The organism is Methylobacterium litchii (assembly GCF_038442315.1).
In the GTDB taxonomy this organism is placed as follows: Bacteria; Pseudomonadota; Alphaproteobacteria; order Rhizobiales; family Beijerinckiaceae; genus Methylobacterium; species Methylobacterium litchii.
Genome location: NZ_JBBXMY010000004.1, coordinates 169,956 through 195,627 on the forward strand (window position 1 = coordinate 169,956; position 25,672 = coordinate 195,627).

Sequence of the window (25,672 nt, forward strand, 5' to 3'; positions counted from 1 at the left end):
TAAGGTTGACATGACGTAAACGTGTGACGGTTAGCGCCATAGTCCAGCCATTGGCGCTACTAAGGGCTACAAACAGGATCGTTCGCATGCCCAACACGCATGCCGGACGCACCGGACGGGACGAACATTCGCAGCCGGGAGCGGAGTCGCGGGGCTTGGACACCGACAGCACACAGCGGGACGCGCGCCTGTCGCCGGCCTTCGCGCTCTGGGAGCGCGATCCGGCGCTGGCAGCCGCCCTGAAGGATTCGACCGGCACTCATCTCGTCCTCGACGCGGGGGACGGGCGGGTGCGCCACGCCTCGCCGGCCGCCGCGCGGCTGGCCGACGCCCTGCGTGGGCTCGACCTGCCCGGCATCGCCCGCCAGCTTGCCGCCTGCTGCCCGTCCGAGGGCGGCCATCGCATCGTGCGCCTGCGACTCGATCCGCGCCGGATCGTGCCGCCCTCCCTGTTCCTTGTGTCGCGCGCGGCGGATGACGAAGGTCGGGCGGTCTATCTCGCCGTGCCGTCCGGTGTGCCGGCCCTGCCGCGCCTCACCCCCGCCGCGGCCGCGAAGATCGAGGCGCCCCGCCCCCCTGCCCCGGAAGCCCCCTCGCCCGTTCCCGAGCCGCCGCGCGAGGGCGACCGCTTCCTGTGGCGCAGCGACGAGGCCGGGACGCTCACCCGCCTCACCGGCCCCCTTTCGGGACTCGCCGGACAGGATTGGCGCAGGCTCGCCGGAGGTGATGCCTCCGGTTTGCGCGCGCTCCTCGCGGCGCTGGCGGGCCGAGCGACCTTCCGCAAGCTGCCGATCAGCTTCCGCCTCGGCCTCAACATCGTCCATGCCGAGGTCTCGGGGGCGCCCTCCGCGCGGGACGGCGCACCCTTCCGGGGCTTCGAGGGATTCGGCACGATCCGGGGCGTCGCGCGGGCGGATGCCGGGCCGGCGACCCTCGCGGACGACCTGATCGCCTTCGCCTCGGACGAGGATGGGATGAGCGGCGCCGACGGCACGCTCTCCAACGACGAGCACGCCGCCTTCCGCGAGATCGCGCGGGCGCTCGGCGCGCGCTATGCCGGCGACGACGACAGCGCCGCCCCCCTGGCCGCGCGCCTCGCCGGGTCGGTGATGCCCTTCCCCGGCATGCGGGCCGACATCGCGCCCGCGATCACGGACGAGGGCGACGAGAGCGGCGGCCTCCTCGACAGCCTGCCCATGGCCGCCATGGTGCATCGTGGTGAAGCGATCCTGGCGGTGAACCGCCCGTTCCTCGACATGACCCGCCACGCCGACCTTGAGTCGCTGCGGGCGGCAGGGATCCATGCGGTGTTCCCGGGCGGCCCCCCGAACTTCCGCAGCGGCCAATCGCACGAGACCGCCATCGGCACGGCAGCCGGCGGCGCCTTCCCCGTGGAGGTGACGCGCGGCATCTGCGCCTGGGCCGGCGGCCCGGCGGCGATCCTGCTGCTGCGCGGCCTCGACGAGAACGACCCACGGCGCGAACTCGCCGCCGAGCGGCTGGCCCGTGAAGTCCAGGCCGGGCGGGCGCTCGGGGCCGAAGCGGCCCTCGACGCACTGCAGGCGGGTGTCGTCACCATCGACCGCGACGGGCGGGTCGTCACCCTGAACCGCGCGGCGGCTGCCTGCCTCGGTGGCAGCCCGACCGAACTGGTGGGCAGCGCCTTCGCCGGACTGTTCGATGCGGGCAGTGCCGTCCCCCTCGCGGCGGCCCTGACTGGCGGCGGCGAAGCGCCCTCGGCCGTCCTCGCGCAGGGCCGGGCCATGACCCTGGCCCTCGCCCCGCCGCGCGCGGACGGGCAGCGGGTCGCGGTGCTCCACCGCCTGTCGGATTCGACGACGAGCGGCTCGGCTCCGGCGGCCCGGCCGGAGCCCGCCCTGCCCCGCCCCAGCAGCCTGCTGCGCCTCGATCACGAGTTGCGCGAGCCGGTCGATGCGATCCTCTCGCTGACCCACGCCATGCTGGAGGAACGCTACGGCGCCCTCGGCGACCGCCGCTACCGTGCCTGCCTCAGCGACATCCGCGATGCGGGCGAGCGGATCGTGGAGCGCATGGCCGAACTCTCCGACCTCGCCGCCATCGAGGCCGGGCTGATCGACCTCTCGCCCCGCCCGCTGGCGCTGAACGACGTGGTTGCCGGTTGCGTCGCGGGGCTCCACGCCGACGCGGCGCGGGGGCGGATCGTCCTGCGCACCAGCTTCTCGGCGGACCTCGCCGAACTCGAGGTCGATGAGGCGAGCGTGCGCCGCGCGGCCACCCTGGTCATCGAGGCGGCCATCCGCCGCTCGGCGGCCGGGGGGCAGGTCATCGTCTCGACGGGCAGCGGCGAGAACGCCGAGGTGGCGCTGCGCGTCCGCGACGGGAGCCCGGCCCAGGAGGCGGCGAAACCCGCCGCGAGCGAGGACGATCCCCGCCTCGCCCTGCCCCGCGCCCTGATCCAGGCCAATGGCGGGCGCCTGCGCTCGACGGCCCGGGGCGAGGAAGGAACGCTGGTCGAGATCCTTCTGCCTTCAAGGCGCGGCACCCGTTCGAGCGGGCGAGACAAGTCCGCTGCTTTGTCATCGCAAGAACCCGGCTGACCGGATTGTTTGTGGCGCTTGACTGTTTCGTTCTGGAAAGTCGCTTGACAGCGCGGTGACGGCCCGTTCATCACGTTTCCATTGCGCTCAATTTAAATCGAGCCGGTCGGTTCTTGTGCGCAGGGGGATGATCCGGGGTTACCGGAGCGGCCTTCATGACGCTACACGACTTTGGAAGTCCTGGCTGCGCGGTCTGAACCGCGATACGATCAGGCACCAAAACAGGGATGAAACACGATGGAAGGCAGGGTCGTCGAAGTCCAGGACGCGTGGCGCGAGGGCGCCCTCGTCGATGATGCCAAGTATCGCGAGATGTATCAGGCGTCGGTCACGGATCCCGACGCCTTCTGGAGCGAGCACGGCAAGCGGATCGACTGGATGACGCCGTATACGCGCGTCAAGAATACCAGCTTCGAACCCGGCAACGTCTCGATCAAGTGGTTCGAGGACGGCAAGACCAACGTCGCCTACAATTGCGTCGACCGTCATCTCGAGACGCGCGGCGAACAGACGGCGATCATCTGGGAAGGCGACAACCCGGACGAGTCCAAGCACATCACCTATCGCGAGTTGCATGCGCAGGTCTGCCGCTGGGCCAACGTGCTGCGCAACCGCGGCGTCGAGAAGGGCGACCGCGTCACCCTCTATCTGCCGATGGTGCCCGAGGCCGCCTACGCGATGCTCGCCTGCGCCCGGCTCGGGGCGATCCACGCCATCGTCTTCGGCGGCTTCTCGCCGGACTCCCTGGCCCAGCGCATCCAGGGCTGCGGTTCGAAGCTGGTCATCACCGCCGACGAGGGTCTGCGTGGCGGCCGCAAGGTGCCGCTGAAGGCCAACGTGGACGAGGCAATCAAGCGCCTTGGCACGCCGATCGTCGATCATGTCATCGTCGTGCGCCGCACGGGCGGCGCCGTCGCCATGGAGCCCGGCCGCGACGTCTATTACGACGAGGCTGCCGAGCAGGTGACGGACGAGTGCCCCGCCGAGCCGGTGGAGGCCGAGCACCCGCTCTTCATCCTCTACACCTCGGGCTCGACCGGCCAGCCGAAGGGCGTGGTGCACACCACGGGCGGCTACCTCGTCTACGCCTCGATGACGCACGAATACGTCTTCGATTACCGCGAAGGCGACGTCTACTGGTGCACGGCCGATGTCGGCTGGGTCACGGGCCACAGCTACATCGTCTACGGGCCGCTCGCGAACGGCGCGACGACGCTGATGTTCGAGGGCATCCCGACCTATCCGTCGAACTCCCGCTTCTGGGACGTCGTGGACAAGCACAAGGTCAACATCTTCTACACCGCGCCGACCGCCATCCGCTCGCTCATGGGCGGCGGCGAGGGACCGGTGAAGAAGACCTCCCGCCAGAGCCTGCGGGTGCTGGGGTCGGTCGGCGAGCCGATCAACCCGGAAGCCTGGGAATGGTACTACAAGGTCGTCGGCGACAGCCGCTGCGCCATCGTGGATACGTGGTGGCAGACCGAGACCGGCGGCATCCTCATCACCCCGCTTCCGGGCGCCACTGCCCTGAAGCCGGGCTCGGCCACGCGCCCCTTCTTCGGCGTGCAGCCGGAGATGGTCGATGCCGAGGGCAAGCCCCTGCAGGGCGCCTGCGAGGGCAACCTTTGCATCACCGATTCCTGGCCGGGCCAGATGCGGACGGTCTACGGCGACCACGAGCGGTTCGAGCAGACCTATTTCTCGACCTATCCCGGCAAGTACTTCACCGGTGACGGCGCCCGCCGCGACGCGGACGGCTATTACTGGATCACCGGCCGCGTGGACGACGTCATCAACGTGTCGGGCCACCGGATGGGCACGGCGGAGGTCGAATCCTCCCTGGTCGCGCACCCGAAGGTCTCCGAGGCCGCCGTGGTCGGCTATCCGCACAACGTGAAGGGCCAGGGCATCTACGCCTACGTTACCCTGAACGAGGGCGAGGATGGCGACGACGGGCTCCGCAAGGAGCTGGTCGCCTGGGTGCGCAAGGATATCGGGCCGATCGCCTCGCCCGACCTGATCCAGTTCGCCCCCGGCCTGCCGAAGACCCGCTCCGGCAAGATCATGCGCCGCATCCTGCGCAAGATCGCGGAGGACGATTTCGGTTCGCTCGGCGACACCTCGACCCTCGCCGACCCGGCGGTGGTCGATGACCTGATCGACAACCGGCAGAACCGGGGCTGATCTTTCCCACATTGCGTGGGCAAGCACATGGGGCGGTCGCCGGAGAGGCGGCCGCCCCCTATAACGAGAGCGAACACGCCAAAGCGTGACCAGGGAGTGGAAGGCCGAAGCGCCTTCCCGGGAGGATGGTTCGATGAGTGGGTCAACGGTTGGACGGCTGGGGGCGAAAGTAACGCCCATAGGAGCGGCGGGCTTGGACACCGTCGATCCGCAACTGGAACGCATCGCCCGGACGCCGGAGTTCCAGCAGCTCGTGGCCGAGCGCACCAAGTTCGGCTGGATCCTCACCGGCCTGATGCTGGTGGTCTATTTCGGCTTCATCGGCCTGATCGCGTTCGACAAGTCGGTGATGGCGATCAAGGTCGGTGGCGGCACGGCCTCGCTGGGCCTGTTCCTCGGCGTCTTCGTCATCCTCTTCGCGTTCCTGCTCACCGGCATCTACGTCGCCCGCGCGAACACGCGCTTCGACGCCCTGAGCGACGCCCTCAAGCGCAAGGTCGCCCGCTGATGCGCCACGCTCCCCTCTTCCTCGGCCTGACCCTCGCCACCATGGCGGCGACGGCGGCCTACGCGGCCGGGCCGGATCTCGGCGCCGTGCAGCAAGCGACCACGAACTGGCCCGCCATCGGCATGTTCCTATTCTTCGTGCTGCTGACGCTCGGCATCACCTACAAGGCGGCCAAGGGCACCAAGTCGGCGGCGGACTTCTACGCCGCCGGCGGCGGCATCTCGGCGGGCACCAACGCGCTCGCCATCGCGGGCGACTACATGTCGGCCGCCTCGTTCCTCGGCATCTCCGGCCTCGTCTACACCTCCGGCTTCGACGGGCTGATTTACTCGACGGGCTTCCTCGTCGGCTGGCCGATCGTGCTGTTCCTGATCGCGGAGCGGCTGCGCAACCTCGGCAAGTTCACCTTCGCCGACGTGGCAAGCTTCCGCCTCGACCAGACCTCGATCCGCATCATCTCGGCGACCGGCACCCTCGTGGTGGTGGCGTTCTACCTGATCGCGCAGATGGTCGGCGCGGGTAAGCTGATCCAGCTCCTGTTCGGCCTGCCCTACCTCTACGCGGTGGTGATCGTCGGCGTGCTGATGATCGTCTACGTCGCCTTCGGCGGCATGAAGGCGACCACCTGGGTGCAGGTGATCAAGGCGTGCCTGCTGCTCGGCGGCGCGACCTTCATGGCCGGCGCGGTGCTCTACTCCTACGGCTTCAACCCCGAGATCCTGTTCAAGAAGGCCGTGGACGTCCACCCCAAGGGTGATGCGATCATGGCGCCGGGCGGCCTCGTGTCGAACCCGGTCGAGGCGATCTCGCTCGGCGTCGGCCTGATGTTCGGCACCGCCGGCCTGCCGCACATCCTCATGCGCTTCTTCACGGTGTCGGACGCGCAGGCCGCCCGCAAGTCGGTGTTCTACGCCACCGGCCTGATCGGCTACTTCTACATCCTCACCTTCATCATCGGCTTCGGCGGCATCGCGCTGCTGATGTCCGACCCGAGCTACTTCAAGCTCGGCGCGGCCGGGACCTTCGACAAGCTGAAGGACATGGTCGGCGGCACCAACATGGTCGCCGTGAACCTCGCCAACGCGGTGGGTGGCCCGTACTTCCTGGGCTTCATTTCGGCGGTGGCCTTCGCGACCATCCTCGCGGTGGTGGCGGGCCTGACGCTCGCCGGCGCCTCCGCGGTGAGCCACGATCTCTACGCCCAGGTGATCGCCCGCGGGCGCACCACCGAAAAGCACGAGGTCAACCTCTCCAAGATCGCCGCCGTGGTCATCGGCATTGTGGCGATCGTGCTCGGCTACATCTTCGAGAACCAGAACGTCGCCTTCATGGTCGGTCTCGCCTTCTCAGTGGCGGCGAGCTGCAACTTCCCCGTGCTGGCGATGTCGATCCTCTGGCGCGGCACCACGACCTGGGGCGCTCTTGCGGGCGGCCTCGTGGGCCTGACGGCGGCGGTGGTGATGGTGGTGCTCTCGAAGGCCGTGTGGGTCACGACCTTCGGCCATCCGGTGGCGCTGTTCCCCTACGACAACCCGGCCCTGTTCTCGATGCCGCTGGCCTTCGCGACGATCTGGATCGTGTCGCTCATGGACAGGACCCGCCGCGCCCAACGGGAGCGGGCAGCGTTCGAGGCGCAGTTCGTGCGCTCCGAGACCGGCATCGGCGCCGTGGGCGCCCACGCTCACTGATCGTCTTTAATCCTTCGAAGAGTGACAAAGGGGGCGCGGTGCAAACCGCGCCCCTTCTTCGTTCCACGGTCCGCTTACGCTTCGGGTCTGTTGTGTTGATAGTTGGGATTCACGAATGCTTTATCTGTTGGGTCCGCCGCAGACGTGATGTAATGCATGGGTGATCTGCGAAAAACGCAGACCGCGCCGCAAAGGCGTCGTCATTCACCTGGGAGGGCACGACAGATGGCAGTGGCAGCCGCGTTACCGCGGGCCGGAGAGACCGTAAGGCCGATGACGGCGGGCGAGAAGAAGGTCATCCTGGCCTCCTCTCTCGGCACCGTCTTCGAATGGTACGACTTCTTCCTCTACGGCTCCCTCGCGACCGTGATCGGCGCGCAATTCTTCTCGGCCTATCCGGAAGCCACGCGAAACATCTTCGCCCTTCTCGCTTTCGCCGCCGGCTTCATCGTGCGCCCCTTCGGCGCCCTGGTGTTCGGACGCCTCGGCGACCTCGTGGGCCGCAAGCACACCTTCCTCGTCACCATCCTCATCATGGGCATCTCGACCTTCGCGGTCGGCCTGCTGCCCTCCTACAACACGATGAACGCCTACGGCATCGGCTGGGTCGCGCCCGTGTCGCTGCTCGTCCTGCGAATGCTCCAGGGTCTGGCGCTCGGCGGTGAGTACGGCGGCGCGGCGGTCTACGTGGCCGAGCACGCACCGACCGGCCGGCGCGGCTTCTACACCTCGTTCATCCAGGCGACCGCGACGCTGGGCCTGCTGCTCTCGCTGATCATCATCCTGTCGACGCAGGGCTACGTGAACAGCGCGTTCCCGGCCACCACCGTCACGAACGCCGACGGCACCACGACCACGCTCACGGCCTTCCAGGTCTGGGGCTGGCGCATCCCGTTCCTCGTGTCGGTGGCGCTGCTGGCGATCTCGGTCTGGATCCGCCTGCAGATGAGCGAGAGCCCGGCCTTCAAGAAGATGAAGGAAGAGGGCACCCACTCGAAGGCGCCGCTCTCCGAGGCCTTCGGCCAGTGGAAGAACGCCAAGTGGGCGCTGCTGGCGCTGCTCGGCCTCACCGCCGGCCAGGCGGTGGTCTGGTACACCGGCCAGTTCTACGCGCTGTTCTTCCTGCAGAGCATCCTGAAGGTCGATCAGTTCACCGCCAACGTGATGGTGGCGTGGTCGCTGATCGCGGTGACGGGCGGGTTCCTCGTCTTCGGCGCGCTCTCGGACAAGGTCGGCCGTAAGCCGATCATCCTCGGCGGCTGCCTGCTCGCGGCCCTCACCTACTTCCCGCTGTTCAACATGCTGACCGCCAGCGCCAACCCGGCGCTGCACGCGGCCCAGACGAACGTGCCGGTGGTGGTGAAGACCAACACCGCCGATTGCTCGTTCCAGTTCAATCCGGTCGGCACGGCCAAGTTCACGAAGGAGTGCGATGTCGCCAAGGCGCTGCTCGCCCGGTCCGCCGTGAACTACACGACCGAGAACCAGGCGGCCGGGACGCCGACCGTCGTCACCGTCAAGGGGAAGGACTTCCCCGTGGCCGACCCGGCCTTCGCCAAGACGGTGTCGGCGGCGCTCACCGAGGCGGGCTACCCCTCGGCGACGGCGAACCCGACCGTGATCAAGGCCGCGCATCCGCTCGACATTTTCACGAGCCAGAAGCTCGCGGTGATCGGGATCCTGTTCATCCTCGCGGTCTACGTGACGATGGTCTACGGCCCGATCGCCGCCGCCTTGGTGGAGCTGTTCCCGACCCGGATCCGCTACACCTCGATGTCGCTGCCCTACCACATCGGCAACGGCTGGTTCGGCGGTCTCCTGCCCGCCACCGCCTTCGCGATGGTGGCCCAGACCGGCGATATCTATTACGGCCTCTGGTACCCGATCGTGATCGCGCTCTTCACCTTCGTGGTGGGCCTGATCTTCATCCCCGAGACCAAGGACAGAGATCTCCTGGCCTGATCGGCGGACCATGATCAAACCCCTCGCCCGCCCTGCGGCGCGAGGGGTTCTTCGTTTCAGTGCCGGAAGTGGCGGTGACCGGTGAAGACCATCGCCAGACCGGCCTCGTCGGCGGCGGCGATCACCTCGTTGTCGCGCATGGAGCCGCCCGGCTGGATCACCGCCGTGGCGCCGGCCTCGGCGGCGGCGAGCAGGCCATCCGCGAAGGGGAAGAACGCGTCGGAGGCGACGACCGCGCCCTTGGCGAGGCTGTCGGCGAGGCCGAGCCGGTCGGCGCCCTCGCGGGCCTTCCAGGCGGCGATGCGCGAGGAATCCACCCGCGACATCTGCCCGGCGCCGACGCCCACCGTCGCGCCGTCCTTCACGTAGACGATGGCGTTCGACTTCACGTGCTTGGCGACGCGGTAGGCGAAGCGCATGTCGGAGGCCTCAGCCTCGGTCGGCGCGCGCTTGGTGACGACCTGGAACGGCATCTCATCGACCACCACGGCGTCGCGGCCCTGCACGAGCAGGCCGCCCGCGAGCGTCCGCACCGTGACGCCGGGCGCGCGCGGGTCAGGCAAACTGCCCGCGAGGAGCAGACGCAGGTTCTTCTTGCCCGCGAGGATGGCGATGGCCTCCTCGCTCGCCTCGGGGGCGATGATGACCTCGGTGAAGATCTCCACGATCTTACGCGCGGCCTCGGCGTCGAGGGTCCGGTTCAGCGCGACGATGCCGCCGAAGGCCGAGACCGGATCGCAGGCGAGCGCCCGCTCGTAGGCCTCGAGCAGGCTCCCGCCCTCGGCCACGCCGCAGGGGTTGGCGTGCTTGATGATCGCCACCGCCGCCGTGCGGGCCGGGTCGAACTCCGCGACGCATTCGTAGGCCGCGTCCGTGTCGTTGAAATTGTTGAACGACAGCTCCTTGCCCTGAAGCTGCCGGGCGGTCGCGACGCCCGCGCGCGGGATGCCGGGCGAGCGGTAGAAGGCGGCGCTCTGGTGCGGGTTCTCGCCGTAGCGCAGCCCCTGGGCGAGGCTGCCGCCGAAGGCGCGGAAGGGCTGCGGCTCGTCCACCTCGAACCGCGTCGCCATCCAGTTGGCGATGGCCGCGTCGTAGGAGGCGGTGCGGGCATAGGCCTTCTGCGCCAGCTTGCGGCGCAGGGCGAAGCCGAGCGTGCCGTCGCCGGCCTCCAGGGCATCGAGGATCGTGCCGTAATCCGAGACGTCGGTCACGACCGCCACGTCGGCGTGGTTCTTGGCCGCCGCGCGGATCATCGCCGGGCCGCCGATGTCGATGTTCTCGATGCAATCCTCTTCGGGCCTGTCGGCCGCGATCGTCGCCTCGAACGGGTAGAGGTTCACCACGAGGAGGTCGATGGCGCCGATCCCGTGCGCGGCCAGCGCCGCCTGATGCTCCGGGTTGTCGCGGATCGCGAGCAGGCCGCCATGCACCGCCGGGTGCAGGGTCTTCACCCGCCCGTCCATCATCTCCGGGAAACCGGTCAGGTCCGCGACCTCGGTGACCGGGATGCCGGCCTCCTTCAGCGCCTTGAAGGTCCCGCCCGTCGAGACCAGCGCGATGCCGCGCGCGTCGAGGGCGCGGGCGAAGTCGACGAGGCCGGCCTTGTCGGAAACGGACAGGAGCGCGCGGGACACCCGCACGTGATCGTGGGTCATGGGTCGTGCCGAAGTGGTTGTATGTCGCGGTGCGCTACCATGGAACCGCCGCGCGCGGCCAGCCTCGGCGGATGACCCTCCCCCGCCGCTGAAACCCTCAGCGGGTGCCATCCGAGAGGCGGGCGAAGGTCCAGCGCACCTCGGCCGCGTCGGTGACGGCGAGGTAGAGCACGATCTGGTCCGTGCGGCGCGGCCCGCTGAGGCCGGCGAAATAGACGCTCTCCTCAATGCGCACCTCGGCGCCCTCGGCATCGAACAGCCAGACCTCCCCGAGCGCCGAGGCGAGCTCGATCCCGCCGGGCACGTGGCGCACGGCGATGGCCGGATGGATGTGGAAGCGCACTGCCACCGAGAGCCCGCGCGTACGCCCCGGCAGGCGGGAGGTCGCGCCCTTGCCCTGGCGCATGAAGGCATCGTGCCCTTCCAGGCGCCCCTCCTCCGACAGGAGGTGCCAGCGCCGTTCGTGGACGAGCCCGAATTCTTGGAGGTAGCCGTCGTGCCGCGCGGCGAGGACGATGCCGTCCGCCTGCTCGTCGCGTTCGGCGGCGACTGCCAGCGGCCCGCGGAGCACCACGGGGCCCATGCGGCGGCTGATCCAGGCGCTCATGCGCCGCTCCCACCACCAGCCCGACTTCACCACGAAGCGGCAGGAGGAGGCGTCCGACACCGTCGCGGTGGAATGCGCCGCCGTCGAGCGCGCGAGGAGGCGCATGTCCGGCCCGCTCGCCGGCAGGCCGCAATTCACGACGATCCGCTGCGGCCCGCTCGACATCTCGAAGGAGAGGCAGCCCGCCCCCGCGCTTACCGAGTAGGGCAGCGGTGCGCAGGCCCCGACATCGGCGGTGAGGACGACGCGCCCGCCCTCCATCCGCTCGTAGCCGGAATTCGGCGCGTGCATCATCGGCCGCCCGAACGTGTCGTCATAGACGAGGAGCGTCGCGAGGTGGTCGGCGTCGGTGGCGCCCATGCCGTTGAAGTGGCTGAGCGAGGCATCGGGGTGGCGCAGCAGCCGCAGCAGCGGCAGCATCCGGTCGATGGCGCGCAGCAAAGCGGCCGGCGGCTCGACGGAGCGGCTGAGGAAGGCCTGCCGCAGAGGCAGGAGATCGAGCAGCAATTCCATGCCGAAGCGCGGATTGCGCGAGCGGTGGCCGCCATCGGCCAGGATCTGCCGTTCCAGTTCGCGCGAGAGCACCCGCGTCGCCCGGCGCAGGATCGACTGGATCCCCTCGCAGCACAGGCCGGCGTAGCAGAGCGCCACCGCCGCGTTCAGCCGCGCGGCCGGCATCACGCCCTTGCGCAGGTCGCGCTCCAGTTGCTGCGCGTTGCGGCCGATGGCCCGCAGGAAGCTGTCGTAGAAGCCGTGATCGGCCCCTTCCAGCACCAGGGGCGACTGGCACAGGAACGAGATCAGCCGCCGCGCGGCGACGGGCGTCTGCCGCGCCAGGACCGGATCGCCCCGCCCGGCGATGAAATCGGAGACGAAGCTGCGGGCGTTGGCGCGGGCCAGCGCCGTATCCGCCGCGCGCAGATGGCGCAGCCAGCCGAAGCCGTAGAGCTCGTCCGCCCATTCCGGCGAGGGCGGCGCGTAATCGAAGGGCGAGCCGCCGCCGGCCGCGAGCGAGCGGCCCGCGAAGACGAAGAGCCCGGCATAGATGTCGTCGGCGAAGGTCGCGTCGGAGGTGCGCAGGTCCTGCGGCGCAATCACCAAGGCGCCGACGCGGACACGCGCAAGGATCGCGGGCGGCGCACTGACGCGCGCGGCGGCGGCCCGCGCGGTGCGCGCGACCTCCCGCCCGACCAGCCGGTACAATCGCCAGCGGTCAGGCCCCCAGCCATCAGGCCCCCAAGCCACGCGTTCTCCCATGACTTCAGGCCCGGGAGACCTCACGGTCGAGGTTCGGCCGGCACCCTCCCTCCTCAAGGTAGGGCGGGCCTCTTAACCATTGGTTTACGCTGTGTCAGCCCACCCGGCTCGCTCAGTGCGGCGCCAAAGCCGTCTCGAAGGCCTTCACGTTCGCGGCGATCATCGCGAGATAGGTCGGTGCCGGGCCGTCCGGCGGGGAGAGCGCGTCCGAATAGACCTCGCCGCCGATCCGGGCGCCGCTCTCGCGGGCGATGCGCTCCATCTGGCGCGGATCGGTCACGGTTTCGAGGAAGACCGCCGGCACCTTCTCCTTGCGGATCTGGGTGATGATCTTGGCCACGTCGCGCGGGCTCGCCTCGCTCTCCGTGGAGAGGCCCTGCGGCGCCAGGATCGTCAGCCCATACGTCGAGCCGAAATAGCCGAACGCATCGTGCGTGGTGATGAGCCGGCGGTTCTGTGGGGGGATCCGCTCCAGGGCGGCGCGCACGTCCCGGTCGAGGGCGTCGAGCTTGGCCTCGTATGCGGTGGCGGCTGCTGCGTAGTCGGCGGCATGGGCGGGATCGACCTTCGCCAGCCCGTCGCGGATGTTGGCGACGTAGATCTTCACGTTCGCGACACTCTGCCAGGCATGGGGATCGATGTCGTCGTGTCCGTGGCCGGCATGGGCATGCGGATCGGCCTCCGCGATGGTCGGAACGCCCCGACTCGCGATGACGATGGGCGCCTTCGTGCCGGAGGCGCGGATCAGCCGCTCGATCCAGCCTTCGAGGCCGAGCCCGTTCATGAACACGATGTCCGCCCGCGCGAGGGTCCGCGCATCCCCCGGTGCGGGGCTGAAGGAATGCACGTCCGAACCCGGCCCGACCAGGGTCGTCACCTCGACGTGGCGCCCGCCGACCTGCCGCACGAGGTCGCCGAGAATCGAGAAGGTCGCCACCGCGCGCACGGGCCCGTCCCCCGCGAAGGCCGAGACCCCCGACCAGAGGAACACGGCGAGCACAGCCGCCACACGCACCAATCCGCTCACCCAGAACCTCCCTGCCGTCGCGGCCTGATAATGTAACAATGTTACATACACAAGGCGGGGATGGGCGCCTCGCGATCATGCCGTGCAGTACCGCCGGACCCTCTTTCGGCCGGAATGGCTTGATCCGCGGCGGCGGGGGCGGCACACCGCCTCCGCGACTCCGCACCGGGGCCGCCACACGGGTTCGAACCGGACTTTCCATGGCACGCCTGCCCGGCGACACGGCCCCTCTGCTCGCCCGGCTGTGGCGGGAATGGCTTTCCCCCCACCGCGCGGTCCTCGCCATCGTTCTGGTGCTGATCGCCGTGGTCGGCGCCTCGACGGGGCTGTACCCGGCGCTCATCAAGGCGGCCTTCGACGCGTTCGACCGCAAGGACGCCTCGGCCATCGCCTACGGGCCGATCATCGTGGTGCTCGTCACGTCGCTGCGCGGCTTCGCCCTCTACGGGCAGACGGTGCTGACCAACAAGGTCGTCACCCGCGTCGAGGCCGACATGCAGGCGGCCCTCTACGGCCATCTCATCGAGGCCGACCTCGCCCAGCTCGGGCGGGAAAGCCCCGCCGCGCTCACTCAGCGTTTCACCACCGATTTTGCCTTCATCAAGGAGGCGCTGACCCGCATCTCGACGGTGCTCCTGCGCGACATCGCCATGCTGGTCGGGCTCGTCGCCGCCCTCCTCTGGATGGACCCGATCCTGACCCTGGTCGCGGGCGTCACCGTGCCGTTCGTGGCGGGACCCATCGGCAAGATCGGTAAGAAGCTGCGGAAGGTCTCGACCTCGACGCAGGAGCAGATGGGCGCCACCGCGAGCCTCATCTCCGAGAGCCTGCAGGGCGCCCGCGTCGCCAAGACCTTCGCCATGGAGGGCTACCTGAAGGGCCGCGCGGCCGAATCCCTCGATGAGGTCCGCCGCCTGAAGATGAAGGCGGCCAACGCGCGCGGACGGCTGGACCCGCTGCTCGAAATCGGCGGCGGCCTCGCGGTCGCGGTGGTGCTGGTCCTCGTGGGCCAGCGCGTCCTGAACGGCGACCGCACGGTCGGCGATTTCACCGGATACGTCGCCGCCCTGCTGCTCGCCGCCCAGCCGGCGCGGGCGCTCGGCAACCTCAACGCCATTTTGCAGGAGGCGGCGGCGGCGCTGCGGCGCTACTTCGACCTGATGGACGAGGCGCCCACGATCCGCGAGGCGCCGGGCGCGGTGCCGCTCAGGGTCGGCGCGGGCGATATCCGCTTCGAGGCGGTGCGCTTCCGCTACCGGTCCGACGCACCGGCCCTGGAGGGCATCGACCTCACCGCCCCGGCGGGCGGCGTGACGGCCCTCGTCGGCCGCTCGGGTTCGGGCAAGTCGAGCCTGCTCAACCTCGTGCCTCGCCTCTACGACGTCGATGCCGGCCGCGTGCTGATCGACGGGCAGGACGTGCGCAGCGTGACCCTCTCCTCCCTGCGGGCGGCGGTGGCGGTCGTCTCGCAGGAGGTCGTGCTGTTCGACGACACCATCGCCGCCAACATCGGTTTCGGGCGCCCCGGCGCCTCACAAGCGGAGATCGAGGCGGCGGCCGAGGCGGCGGCAGCGCACGGTTTCGTCTCCGCCCTGCCGGGGGGCTACGCGTTCCGCGTCGGCTCCGGCGGCGGGCGGCTGTCTGGCGGCGAGCGCCAGCGCATCGCGCTCGCCCGCGCCTTCCTGAAGGACGCGCCGATCCTCCTCCTCGACGAGGCGACCTCCGCCCTCGATTCCGAATCGGAGCGCCTCGTGCAGGAGGCACTTCGCCGGCTGATGCGCGGGCGTACCGTCCTCGTCATCGCCCACCGCCTCTCCACCGTGCGCGACGCGGGGCTGATTGCGGTGATGGAGGCCGGGCGCGTCATCGAGACCGGGCGGCACGACGACCTCGTGGTGCACGGCGGCGCCTATGCCCGCTTGCGCCGCCTGCAACTCAGCGACGACCCGATGGTGCCGGAGGACAGTGGCGTCCCGGCGCAGACCACGCCATAAGGCATCGGATGTGCTCCCCGCCGCTGCGGACGCCCGTCCCACGCGGGGAGTGCGCCGGAACATGGGTCCGGAGCCGCGCCGTCCCGCCGTGAGGCAAGGCGCGGGTCCGACCGAGAGGACCTGACCGTGAGCGACCTGACGTTCGAGATCGAGACCAACCCGGCCCCCCGCTCGGCCGAGGACCGCGCTGCCTTGATGGCCAATCCGGGCTTCGGCAAGGTGTTCACCGACCACATGGCCATCGCCCGCTACAGCGCGGGGCGCGGCTGGCACGATGCGCGAATCACCGCGCGGGCCCCCATTCCCCTCGATCCGGCGGCGGCGGTGCTGCACTACGCCCAGGAGATCTTCGAGGGCCTGAAGGCCTATCGCACCGCCGACGGCGGCGCCGCCCTGTTCCGGCCCGAGGCGAACGCCCAGCGCTTCCGCCGCTCGGCCGAGCGCATGGCCATGGTGCCCTTTCCCGAGGAAGCGTTCATCGATGCGCAGCGCAAGCTCGTGGAGATCGACCGCACCTGGATCCCCGACACGGCGGATGGCAGCCTGTACCTGCGCCCGTTCATGATCGCCAACGAGGTGTTCCTCGGCGTGAAGCCGGCGACGGAATACCTCTTCATCACCATCGCCTCGGCGGTCGGCTCCTACTTCAAGGACCCGAACGGCACCGTCACCGTGTGGCTCTCCGAGCATTACACCCGCGCCGCTCCCGGAGGCACGGGCGCGGCCAAGTGCGGCGGCAACTATGCGTCGAGCCTCGCCGCCCAGGCCGAGGCGGCGAGCAAGGGCTGCGAGCAGGTGGTGTTCCTGGACGCGGCCGAGCGCCGGTACGTCGAGGAGCTGGGCGGCATGAACGTGTTCTTCGTCTTCGAGGACGGCACGCTGCTCACCCCGCCCCTGTCGGACAGCATCCTGCCCGGCATCACGCGGGACTCGATCATCACGCTCGCCCGCGAGGCGGGGTTGACCGTGCGCGAGGAGCTCTACGCCATCGACCAATGGCGCGAGGACGTGCGCTCCGGCCGCCAGACCGAGGCCTTCGCCTGCGGCACGGCGGCGGTGATCACGCCCATCGGCCGGGTGCGCGGCCGGGAGGACGACTTCACCATCGGCGACGCTGTCGCCGGCCCGGTGGCGCGCCGTCTCCGCAGCCTGCTGGTTGACATCCAGCGGGGCAACACCAACGATTCGCACGGCTGGTTCCAGAAGGTCTTCTAGGGCGGCCCCGCCGGCGGCCTATGATGGTCGCCGGCGATGCACAACCGACGATTGCGGCTGCCGAACTACAGTATTCAGAATTGTATTTACGTCGAGAACAGCGAAAACACTTTTGATCGTCTCCGCGAAGCGGTACAGCGAGGGTATCGGCCCCTCTCGACCGCATTGCCCATCGGAGACGTGCTCATGCTGCTGCCGGATACGGCGCTGCGCTCGATGAAAGTGATGTTCGCGACACCCTGTTACATCTCGGCGGTGTCGATGAACTACGTTACCAGCATCTACGCCCTCGCCTATTCATGCTCCCAGATGGGCATGACGACACAACTGGCGATGCGCAGCGAGAGCCTGATTACCCGCGCCCGGAACCGGATGGTGCGGGACTTCCTGGCCGACGAATCGCTGACGCACCTGTTCTGGATCGATTCCGACATCGCCTTCACGCCGCAGGCGGTCTACCGCGTCCTGCTGGCCGACCGGGACATCTGCTCCGGCGTCTATCCGCTGAAGATCAATTACTGGCCGAAGGACGGCCTGCCGGCCGGCATGACCTACCCGGAATTCCAGTGGCGCTACACGCAATACGCCTTCAACCCCGTGGGCCAGGGGCTGGAACCGCTCCCGCCCTACACGGACGGCGACGGGTTCATCGAGGTCGCGGAGGCCACGACCGGCTTCATGGCGATCAAGCGCGACGTCTTCAAAAAGATGATGCGGCATTACCCGGAGCTGCAATACGTCCCGGACGGGCGGGAGAAGGACCCCCTCGCCCATCTCTACTGGCTCTTCTTCGATTGCATGGTCGACCCCGATTCGGGCCGCTACCTGTCGGAGGATTACGCATTCTGCCGCCGCTGGCGCGACATGGGCGGCAAGGTCTACGCCGACCTTCACTCGAAGCTGGATCACCTCGGCCAACACACCTACCAGGGCGATTTCCGGGCGAGCCTCGTCGCGCAGGGTCATCTCTAAGACCCTGCAGCATCCTCAGATTCGCCTCTTTCCTCCGGCAGGGCTCGCCCGCATCGGCACGGAGGCCCTCTCGTTGATCCGCTTCGAGAACGTCACGAAGGTCTACAAGACGGACGGCCATCGCCGCACCATCCTGGAGCAGGCGTCCTTCACCCTGAAGCCGGGCATTTCCTACGGCATTCTGGGCATCAACGGCGCCGGCAAGTCCACCACGATGCGGCTCATCGCCGGCACGGAGGAGCCGACCCGGGGAGTGGTGAAACGCGGCCTGCGCGTCTCCTGGCCGCTCGGCTTTGGCGGCGGCTTCCACCCGATGATGACCGGCCGCGACAACGTCAAGTTCATTGCCCGCATCTACGGCGAGGACCCGAAGCGCGTGCTCGACTTCGTGGAGGATTTCTCCGAACTCGGCAGCTACCTCGACGTGCCGATCCGGACCTACTCCTCGGGCATGAACGCCCGGCTCGCCTTCGGGATGAGCATGGCGATCCCGTTCGACTGCTACCTCATCGACGAGGTCACGTCGGTGGGTGACGGGCGCTTCTCCCGGCGCTGCGAGGAGGTGTTTTCGCAGCGGCGCAAGCATGCCGACGTCATCATGATCTCCCACTCGATGGAGGTCATCCGGGGCTGGTGCACGCAGGGCATCGTGCTCCTCAACGGCCGCGCCATCGTCTACGAAGACGTGAACGACGCGATCGAGGTCTATCACCGCCTCAACGCCTGAGACTCGGCCCTCCGCCGACATGCTTTTGCCGTGAGGCCCTGGCATGGCAGATCGCTGCAGGGGTCGATGGCCGGCCATCGCGTCGGCGCCGGACGTTCGGACAGATCGGGAATCACTCGATGAACATGGAGATCGGCAAGCCCGAGGGCAGGCCGCTCACGCCGGCCGACCGGCAGCAGCAGATCGCGGAATCGCTCCGGCAATTCGCGCGGATGTCGCGCTTCGCCGACCGCCGTAAGGGCATCCGGTCGTACCAGAGCCACGTCAAGAGCGACCCTTGGGTGCCGGTCCTGTTCGTGGTCTGCTTCGTGCTGCCCGCCCTGGCGGGGGCGATCTATTACGGGCTGATCGCGTCCGACCGCTACGTCACCGAGGCGCGCTTCGCCATCCGCCCCGCCATCGGCAGCGCCGAGAAGGCGACGCCGGATTCGGTCGGCACCAATGCCGGCGTGCCGCAGCAGATGATCGCGCAGGATACGCTGATCACCTACAGCTACATCCTCAGCCGGCCGATGGTGGAAACCATCGAGAAGCAGCTGCCGGTGCGGGAATGGTTCGGCCGCGACAGCATCGACTTCCTGTCGCGGTTCGATGCCGACAAGCCGATCGAGAAGTTCATCAAATACTGGAAGCAGCGGGTCGAGGTGGATGTGGAATCCTCCTCCGGCATCATGAGCCTGTGGGTCGAGGCGTTCGACCCCGACGAGTCCCTAGCCATCTCCAAAGCCGTCCTCAAGGAGGCGGAGCGGATGGTCAACGAACTCAGTATGACCGCCCGCAACGACGCCCTCGCGGAGAGCAATCGCGAATTGAAGCTCGCCGACGAACGGCTGCGGAAGGTGAGCCTCGCCGTGCGCGACCTGCGCAACCGCGAAGGCGTTCTCGACGCGCAGAAGAGCAACGAGGCCAACCTCAAGGTCATTTCGGAATTGCGAGCGAACCGCATCAACCTCGCGGTGCAGCTCGCCATCGGCCAGCGTGACCTCGGACCGGAATCCCGCCGGATCATGGACCTCAAGCAGCAGATCCGCGACATCGACGAGAACGTCGCGCGGATCGAGAAGGCCTCGGCGACCCAGGATCCGGAGCAGAAACGCGTCCTGTCCGAGGCGCTGACCCGGTTCGAGGCCCTGGAGAACGAGCGCAAGAACGCGACGAAGTATTACGAGCTGGTGCTCGCCGCCCATGAGCGTGCCCGCATCGTGGCGGCGCGGCAGATCGAGTTTTTCAGCCCCATCGTCCAGCCGGTCCGGGCGGAATCCTCGACCCAGCCCCGGCGCCTACTGATGACCAGCCTCATCGCGGCGGGGGCGGCGCTCCTGTTCGCCACGGCCCTGTTCGTCCGCAAGCTCATGGAATGAACGAGCCCCGAGCGGCTTGAAGGAGCGATAGACCCCGATTACACTGTGCCGAGCGCGCCAATACAGTACAAGTTGTTGATTTTACAGTTTACAACTTTACAGCGCATCCGGCACGGTGAATTGGAATGAATCCCGGCGAACACGCTGTCTGCGTCGCGATCAACGACAACGACCGGGCGTGGTACGAGATGCTGATCCCCTTCATTCTCTCGCTGCGGCAGGGGGATTACCGGGGCCACATCGCGGTAATCGGCTTCGGCCTGTCCCAGCGGAAGATCGACATATTGCGCGGCCAGCACGTCAACGTGGTGCTGGCCGAGGAGCCCTCCTTGCCGGTGGGCCGCTATCTCGAAGTGGCGCGGATCTGCGATCTCAATCCCGGCCTGCGGAAAATCGCCCTCTACGACGCCGACATCTGGTTTCCGAGCGAGACGTTCGACCTTTTCTCGCTGGTCGAGGGCCCCGACATCCATGTCTGCAAGGACGCCTATCTCTGCGATTTCGTCACCGACCCGCTGATCGGCCCACTGCGGCAGGTTCACACGCAAATGGTGCGGGACGAGGTGGTGCACCTCTACGGGAGCGCCCTGCAAGCCGGGCTCATCGCCGGCACCTCGCAGGCCTGGAAGGATTTCGCGGCCCATGTCCGCGAATGCCAGAACCGCGTCGGCACCGATTTCCGCGTGACCTACGGCCTGGACACGACCTTCCTGCACCTGTGGGGCGCGAAGGAGCGGGTGAAGCTGCTACCGGCGACGCAGAACTACGTCACCAAGTTCGGCGTGAAGGAAGGGCGGGACGCCCAATGCCGGGTCGTGCTGTCCTCGGACTCGGGCCCGATCCGGGGCCTGCACATGACGACGGATATCCGATACCTGAATAGCTGGCGTTTTTACAGCATCCATGGCGGCCACGCCCTGCGGGTCGGGCAGCCCTTCGCCCTGGCGGAGTCGCTGGTCGCGCCCCTGAAAGCCGTGCCGGCCCCGATCGAGGGCGCGGCGACGGCGATGGGGTTCGAGATCCTGTCCATCGACGGCGAGCAGGGCGCGCAGTGGCACGCCTTCCGCGACGGCGACGGTTTCAGCATCGTCGCGGCCGGCAATCACGAGATCCGGTTTCGGACCACCCGGCGGTTCGAATCGCTGGCCCTCACCGTCATGTACCTTTCCGGCCATCCGGCGCCGATCCGGGCGCGGATCGTGATCGCGGGCCAGGAATTGGTCATCAGCAAGGATCTCAGCCAGTCGGCCTCGCTCACGGCACCGCACGGGACGGAGGTGTTCCTGCACTCGGAGAGCCTGCCGGGGCAGACCTGCAAGATCGTCTGGATCTTGTCCGAGCGCCACGCCCTCCTGCAATAGCGCCCCCTTAGGAGCGATTGCCGCCGAAGACCTGATGCGGCGCCTTTTCGGCCTCGTCCCCGGCGGTGCCGCCGGTCCAGCCCTCGGCGCGCCAGTTTTCCGCCCGCTCGTCGAGGTCGATCGAGCCCGCTTCCTTGAGCGCGGCGATCACCTGATCCGCCCGGCCCGCTTCGCTGCGCACCGTCACGAGGGTTCCGCCCCGGCGCACGCCCTCCGCATAGGCCGCCGCCTCGGTCTCGTTCATGCCGGCGCCCGTGAGCCCTCCGACGAGACCGCCCGCCGCGGCGCCGATCCCCGCGCCGGTCAGGGCCGAGACAAGCCAGCCGGCTGCCACCACCGGCCCGACGCCCGGCACGGCGAGCATCCCGAGCCCGGCGAGCAGCCCCGCGCCGCCGCCGAGGAGGCTGCCCACGGTCGCGCCGGTCCCGGCCGTCCCCGCATTTCCCGTCCCGGCGGCGTTGGCCTCGGCCTCGCCGGCCACGGGGGCGGTGCCGGGCGCCGAGACGTCGGGCGCATCGGGGGAATGGCTCGCGACGATGGCGATGTCGGCATGGGGGATGCCGAGCGCTTCGAGGCGCTCCACGGCGGCCTGCGCATCCGCGTAGCGTTCGAACAGGGCGGTGACGGCGCGGTCCGGCATGGGGCCTCCTTCGATCTTGCCCGGTCAAACCCCGGGGCGCCGCGCGGTTCCGGTTAACGGGCCGCTAACCATCCGCCCGGCAAATCTTGCCGGGTGGGACGGGCGGGGCCCGGCGGGGGAGCGGAATGAGCGAGGTGGCCACGCCGACGGGTGGGGGGATCGGCGGCGCGGCGGCGTTCCTCGGCCAGATCGGCCTGCCGAGCCGGGGCGACCTGCAGGCGCTCTCGCGCCGTTCGGACCTGTTCCTCGCGACGGGCGTCCTCGGCATCCTCGCGGTGCTCATCTTCCCGCTGCCCTCGGTGCTGCTCGACCTGCTGCTGGCGGTGTCGATCATCCTGTCCGTGCTGATCATGATGGTGGGGCTGTCGATCGACAACCCGCTGGAATTCACCGTCTTCCCGACCCTGCTGCTCATCGCGACGATGCTGCGGCTCGCCCTGAACCTCGCCTCGACGCGGCTGATCCTCGGCCACGGGCACGAGGGCACCGCCGCCGCCGGCCACGTCATCGAGGCGTTCGGCCAGTTCGTGATGGGCGGCAACTTCCTGATCGGGATCATCGTCTTCGCGATCCTGATCATCGTGAACTTCGTCGTCATCACAAAGGGTTCGGGGCGCATCGCCGAGGTCGCGGCCCGCTTCACCCTCGATGCGATGCCCGGCAAGCAGATGGCCATCGATGCCGACCTCTCCGCGGGACTCATCGACGAGAAGGTCGCCAAGGCCCGCCGCGCCGCCCTCGAAGAGGAATCCGCCTTCTTCGGCGCCATGGACGGCGCCTCGAAATTCGTGCGCGGCGACGCGGTGGCGGCGCTGCTCATCACCTTCATCAACGTCATCGGCGGCATCATCATCGGCGTGGCGCAACAGGGTCTGAGCTTCGGCGACGCTGCCAAGAGCTACACCCTGCTCACCATCGGCGACGGACTCGCGAGCCAGGTGCCGGCCCTCATAGTCTCGACGGCCGCCGGCATCCTCGTCTCGAAGGCCGGCGTGCGCGGCGCCGCCGACAAGGCGCTCGGCAAGCAGCTCGCCAACTACCCGAAGGCCCTCGGCATGTCGGCGGCGGTCATGCTGCTGATCGGGCTCCTGCCCGGCATGCCGATTCTGCCCTTCGTTCTGCTCGGCGGGGGCGCGGGCTACGCCGCCTGGAAGCTCAACAAGACGGCCAAGGAGGCGCCGGTTGTCGATGCGCAGGGCAAGCCGGTGGAGCCCGCGCCCGGCGGCGCCGCCACGAAGGAGGAGACGGTCACCGACCTCCTGAAGCTCGACGACCTGAAGCTGGAGATGGGCTACGCCCTGCTGCCGCTGGTAAATGGCGAGGGGCAGGACAGGCTCACCGACCAGATCAAGGCCCTGCGCCGCCAGCTGGCGGCCGAACTCGGCTTCGTGATGCCGTCGGTGCGCATCCTCGACAACGTGCAGCTCGATGCCAACGCCTACGTGGTGCGGGTGAAGGAGATCGAGGCCGGCACGGGCAAGATCTTCCCCGGCCAGTTCATGGCGATGGACCCGATGGGCGGGCAGGTGCAGCTGCCCGGCCAGCACATGCTGGAGCCGACCTTCGGCCTGCCCGCGACCTGGATCGACGCCTCCCTGCGCGACGACGCCCAGCTCAAGGGCTACACGGTGGTGGATGCCGCCACCGTCGTCTCGACCCATCTCACCGAGGTCATCAAGGCGCATGTGTCCGAGCTTCTGAACCATGTCGAGGTGCAGAAGCTGATGCGCGAATTGCCGAAGGAGCACGGCGACCTGCTCAAGGAGGTCTGCCCGTCGCAGATTTCCACCACCGGCATCCAGCGCGTGCTGCAGTTCCTCCTCTCCGAGCGGGTCTCGATCCGCGATCTCGGCACCATCGTGGAAGGCATCGCGGAGGTCGCCGGGGGCGTAAAGAACCCGCGCGACGTCGTGGAGCATGTCCGCGCCCGCCTCGGCCGGCAGATCTGCGCCCAGTACCAGGGGCCGGACGGCGCCCTGCCCATCGTCACCCTGTCCCCCGCCTGGGAGCAGGCCTTCGCGGAGTCGATCATCGGCGAGCGCGAGGAACGCTACCTCGCGATGCAACCCTCCAAGCTCTCGGAATTCGTGAACGCCGTGCGCGACCGGTTCGAATCGGCCGCGCGCATGGGCGAGATGCCGGTCCTCGTGACCTCGGCGCAGTCCCGGCCCTTCGTGCGCTCGATCATCGAGCGGTTCCGCCGGGAGACCCCCGTCATGAGCCAGGCCGAGATCCATCCCCGCGCCCGGCTGCGGACGGTCGGCTCGATCTAGGCCGTCACGACCGCGAAGGCGGGGTGGATGGGAGGGAGGGACCCGCCCCCCGACCGCGCTCAGACCGCCTTGCGCTTGAGGTCCCGTTCCAATTCGTGGGCATCCAAGCCCGGCACCGAGACCGGCGCCTCCGGCACGGGCTTCGGCGGCTTCGGATGGGCGGCCGTGCCGATGGCGGCGGCGAGGCGGGAGCGCTCGAAGGCCACCACGACGACGATCGAGATCAGCGCCGGGATCCAGAAGTAGAAGATACGGAACACGATCACCGCCGCGATCACCGCGTCCTTCTGGGCGGCGTCGGTGATGTGCATGGCGGTAATGAACACGATCTCGAACACGCCGAGGCCGCCGGGGGCGTGCGAGGCGAGCGCCACGGAGAACGAGGCGAGGAAGATCGCGAGCACCGGGATGAAGCCGGGGTTCATCGCATCCGGCAGGGCGAAGTAGATGATGCCCGCCGCGCCGAGCAGTTCGAGGGGCGCCGCCAGGAGCTGCCGCCCCATGATGCCGGGGCGCGGATATTCGAGCTTGAACGAACGGATGTGCAGCGGCCGAAGCCGCAGGATGGAGCCCGCCCCGTAGAGCGCCACGAAGGCGAGCATGCCGGCGCCGACGATGTAGGCGGTCTTCGGATCGGTGAGGAAGCTCGGCAGCTTGCCGTCGAGGCGGGTGAGGAGTTCGGGGTCGATGACGAGCGTCAGACCGCCGAGGAACACCGTGCCGAGGAAGAAGGTGAAGGAGCACAGGGCGACCAGCACCGCCACCTGCGCCGCCGTAAGGCCCTTGGCCGTGTAGGCGCGGTAGCGCACCAAGGCGCCGGAGAAGACCGAGGCGCCGATGTTGTGCGAAAGCGCGTAGGTCGTGAACGAGCAGAGCGAGACGAACAGCCACGAGATGTGGCGCACCCCGAGATGCAGCAGCGCGATCCGGTCGTACCAGGCCAGGGCGGCGTAGGCGACGAGGGTCGAGAGCGCCGCGAGCACGATCCGGTGGGGCGGGATCGCCAGGATCGCGTCGCCGATCGCCGCGATCGAGGTGGTCTTGAGCTCCTGATACAGGAAATAGCCCGAGATCGCGACGGCCGCGAGGCCAATGAGCGGCCAGAGGAATTCGCTGAGCTTCTTCATGGATGATGACGCCTCGGGAACGGCCCCTGATGCGCCACTAAGCGGCGCGCCGCAACCCGGTGGACCCGGTTGCCGGCGCGCTCCCATGTCATCCGATCGTGACGGTTTCGTGCAGGCTCAAGCGCGGGCGCGGTTGAGGCCGATCCCGTCCATGGCCGCCTGATCGCGGGCATTCTCGGCAACGCGCTCGGCGGACCGCTCGCGGTCGTCGAGGATCTCGACCTTCTTCAACTCCTCGAAGGCTTCGCCGAGCTCGGCCTTCGCCTCGGCCAATTGGCCTTCGAGGGCTTGGGCCGATTGGCGCATGTTGTCCCGTCGGGTCGCCGCCGCGCGGGCATAGGTCGGGTACGCAAAGTGACCGACGTCGGTGATTCCGGCGCGGGACTCCTCCATGGCGACTTCCCGATCAAGTTCGGTCGCCATGCGGTTGAAGTCCGCCATCATCATCTCGATCTGGGTCACGCGGCGACGCTTCTCATCGACCTGAAAGCGTCGCAGGCGGATCAGCGTGTCACGCGATTTCATTGAGGGACGC

At 68.7% G+C, this 25,672-nt stretch carries 18 protein-coding genes; 12 read left to right on the forward strand and 6 right to left on the reverse strand.

Annotation, left to right across the window (positions count from 1 at the left end; translation table 11 throughout):
- Positions 1-155: 155 nt before the first annotated feature.
- The 5 genes from AAHF99_RS10210 to AAHF99_RS10230 all read left to right on the forward strand — a co-directional run bounded on the left by AAHF99_RS10210 (position 156) and on the right by AAHF99_RS10230 (position 8,921).
- A complete protein-coding gene (locus tag AAHF99_RS10210; protein ID WP_342164141.1) occupies positions 156-2,579 on the forward strand; it encodes a sensor histidine kinase in 2,424 nt (807 codons plus the stop codon).
- Positions 2,580-2,816: 237 nt separating this feature from the next.
- Positions 2,817-4,763: an acetate--CoA ligase gene (gene acs / locus AAHF99_RS10215; RefSeq protein ID WP_342164143.1), complete on the forward strand. Its 1,947-nt coding sequence runs from the start codon at positions 2,817-2,819 to the stop codon at positions 4,761-4,763.
- A gap of 133 nt (positions 4,764-4,896) precedes the next feature.
- Positions 4,897-5,271 carry a DUF485 domain-containing protein gene (locus AAHF99_RS10220; protein ID WP_342164145.1) on the forward strand — a complete coding sequence of 125 codons (375 nt, stop codon included), beginning with the start codon at positions 4,897-4,899 and terminating at the stop codon, positions 5,269-5,271.
- Positions 5,271-6,959 (forward strand): cation acetate symporter, encoded by a 1,689-nt coding sequence (locus AAHF99_RS10225; protein WP_342164146.1) that lies wholly within the window; start codon positions 5,271-5,273, stop codon positions 6,957-6,959. The genes AAHF99_RS10220 and AAHF99_RS10225 overlap by 1 nt, the downstream gene beginning before the upstream one ends.
- A 225-nt stretch (positions 6,960-7,184) precedes the next feature.
- Positions 7,185-8,921, forward strand: a complete 1,737-nt coding sequence (locus AAHF99_RS10230; protein ID WP_342164147.1) for an MFS transporter — start codon at positions 7,185-7,187, stop codon at positions 8,919-8,921.
- Between the two features lie 56 nt (positions 8,922-8,977).
- On the opposite strand, the gene purH is transcribed toward AAHF99_RS10230, so the two are convergent.
- From purH to AAHF99_RS10245, 3 genes are all read right to left on the reverse strand, one after another.
- On the reverse strand, positions 8,978-10,576 hold the full coding sequence (gene purH, locus AAHF99_RS10235) for a bifunctional phosphoribosylaminoimidazolecarboxamide formyltransferase/IMP cyclohydrolase (RefSeq protein ID WP_342164148.1): 1,599 nt from the start codon (positions 10,574-10,576) through the stop codon (positions 8,978-8,980).
- A gap of 97 nt (positions 10,577-10,673) precedes the next feature.
- Entirely contained in the window at positions 10,674-12,428 is a 1,755-nt protein-coding gene (locus AAHF99_RS10240) for a heparinase II/III family protein (RefSeq protein ID WP_412759861.1), read from the reverse strand.
- Positions 12,429-12,552: 124 nt separating this feature from the next.
- Positions 12,553-13,467, reverse strand: a complete 915-nt coding sequence (locus tag AAHF99_RS10245) for a metal ABC transporter solute-binding protein, Zn/Mn family (protein WP_342164150.1) — start codon at positions 13,465-13,467, stop codon at positions 12,553-12,555.
- Positions 13,468-13,667: 200 nt separating this feature from the next.
- On the opposite strand from AAHF99_RS10245, the gene AAHF99_RS10250 reads away from it, so the two are divergent.
- The 6 genes from AAHF99_RS10250 (at position 13,668) to AAHF99_RS10275 (ending at position 21,097) form a co-directional block, all read left to right on the forward strand.
- Entirely contained in the window at positions 13,668-15,461 is a 1,794-nt protein-coding gene (locus AAHF99_RS10250) for an ABC transporter ATP-binding protein (RefSeq protein WP_342164151.1), read from the forward strand.
- 126 nt (positions 15,462-15,587) lie between these two features.
- The gene (locus AAHF99_RS10255; RefSeq protein ID WP_412759862.1) at positions 15,588-16,676 is read left to right on the forward strand and encodes a branched-chain amino acid aminotransferase; all 1,089 of its coding nucleotides are present in this window, start codon (positions 15,588-15,590) and stop codon (positions 16,674-16,676) included.
- Between the two features lie 186 nt (positions 16,677-16,862).
- The gene (locus AAHF99_RS10260; protein WP_342164152.1) at positions 16,863-17,648 is read left to right on the forward strand and encodes a hypothetical protein; all 786 of its coding nucleotides are present in this window, start codon (positions 16,863-16,865) and stop codon (positions 17,646-17,648) included.
- 73 nt (positions 17,649-17,721) lie between these two features.
- A complete protein-coding gene (locus AAHF99_RS10265) occupies positions 17,722-18,375 on the forward strand; it encodes an ABC transporter ATP-binding protein (protein ID WP_342164153.1) in 654 nt (217 codons plus the stop codon).
- 119 nt (positions 18,376-18,494) lie between these two features.
- Positions 18,495-19,736, forward strand: coding sequence for a capsule biosynthesis protein (locus AAHF99_RS10270; RefSeq protein ID WP_342164154.1), 1,242 nt, complete (start codon positions 18,495-18,497; stop codon positions 19,734-19,736).
- A gap of 125 nt (positions 19,737-19,861) precedes the next feature.
- On the forward strand, positions 19,862-21,097 hold the full coding sequence (locus AAHF99_RS10275; RefSeq protein ID WP_342164155.1) for a hypothetical protein: 1,236 nt from the start codon (positions 19,862-19,864) through the stop codon (positions 21,095-21,097).
- Between the two features lie 7 nt (positions 21,098-21,104).
- Here the strand turns inward: AAHF99_RS10275 and AAHF99_RS10280 are convergent, their stop codons facing one another.
- A complete protein-coding gene (locus AAHF99_RS10280) occupies positions 21,105-21,737 on the reverse strand; it encodes a hypothetical protein (protein ID WP_342164156.1) in 633 nt (210 codons plus the stop codon).
- Positions 21,738-21,862: 125 nt separating this feature from the next.
- Between AAHF99_RS10280 and flhA the strand changes: the two genes are divergently transcribed.
- Complete coding sequence (flhA, locus tag AAHF99_RS10285; RefSeq protein ID WP_342164157.1) at positions 21,863-24,010, forward strand: flagellar biosynthesis protein FlhA; 2,148 nt, start codon at positions 21,863-21,865, stop codon at positions 24,008-24,010.
- A 59-nt stretch (positions 24,011-24,069) separates the two neighbouring features.
- Here the strand turns inward: flhA and AAHF99_RS10290 are convergent, their stop codons facing one another.
- Complete coding sequence (locus AAHF99_RS10290) at positions 24,070-25,137, reverse strand: lysylphosphatidylglycerol synthase domain-containing protein (RefSeq protein WP_342164158.1); 1,068 nt, start codon at positions 25,135-25,137, stop codon at positions 24,070-24,072.
- A gap of 117 nt (positions 25,138-25,254) precedes the next feature.
- A complete protein-coding gene (gene fliJ / locus AAHF99_RS10295; protein ID WP_342164159.1) occupies positions 25,255-25,662 on the reverse strand; it encodes a flagellar export protein FliJ in 408 nt (135 codons plus the stop codon).
- Positions 25,663-25,672: the final 10 nt, after the last annotated feature.

Excerpts from the sequence above, each read along its gene's own strand:
- acs (WP_342164143.1), top strand. The coding sequence starts at position 2,817 with ATGGAAGGCAGGGTCGTCGAAGTCCAGGACGCGTGGCGCGAGGGCGCC.
- AAHF99_RS10220 (WP_342164145.1), top strand. The coding sequence starts at position 4,897 with ATGAGTGGGTCAACGGTTGGACGGCTGGGGGCGAAAGTAACGCCCATA.
- AAHF99_RS10225 (WP_342164146.1), top strand. The coding sequence starts at position 5,271 with ATGCGCCACGCTCCCCTCTTCCTCGGCCTGACCCTCGCCACCATGGCG.
- AAHF99_RS10230 (WP_342164147.1), top strand. The coding sequence starts at position 7,185 with ATGGCAGTGGCAGCCGCGTTACCGCGGGCCGGAGAGACCGTAAGGCCG.
- purH (WP_342164148.1), bottom strand. The coding sequence starts at position 10,576 with ATGACCCACGATCACGTGCGGGTGTCCCGCGCGCTCCTGTCCGTTTCC.
- AAHF99_RS10250 (WP_342164151.1), top strand. The coding sequence starts at position 13,668 with ATGGCACGCCTGCCCGGCGACACGGCCCCTCTGCTCGCCCGGCTGTGG.
- AAHF99_RS10260 (WP_342164152.1), top strand. The coding sequence starts at position 16,863 with ATGCTGCTGCCGGATACGGCGCTGCGCTCGATGAAAGTGATGTTCGCG.
- AAHF99_RS10270 (WP_342164154.1), top strand. The coding sequence starts at position 18,495 with ATGAACATGGAGATCGGCAAGCCCGAGGGCAGGCCGCTCACGCCGGCC.
- AAHF99_RS10275 (WP_342164155.1), top strand. The coding sequence starts at position 19,862 with ATGAATCCCGGCGAACACGCTGTCTGCGTCGCGATCAACGACAACGAC.
- AAHF99_RS10280 (WP_342164156.1), bottom strand. The coding sequence starts at position 21,737 with ATGCCGGACCGCGCCGTCACCGCCCTGTTCGAACGCTACGCGGATGCG.
- flhA (WP_342164157.1), top strand. The coding sequence starts at position 21,863 with ATGAGCGAGGTGGCCACGCCGACGGGTGGGGGGATCGGCGGCGCGGCG.
- AAHF99_RS10290 (WP_342164158.1), bottom strand. The coding sequence starts at position 25,137 with ATGAAGAAGCTCAGCGAATTCCTCTGGCCGCTCATTGGCCTCGCGGCC.
- fliJ (WP_342164159.1), bottom strand. The coding sequence starts at position 25,662 with ATGAAATCGCGTGACACGCTGATCCGCCTGCGACGCTTTCAGGTCGAT.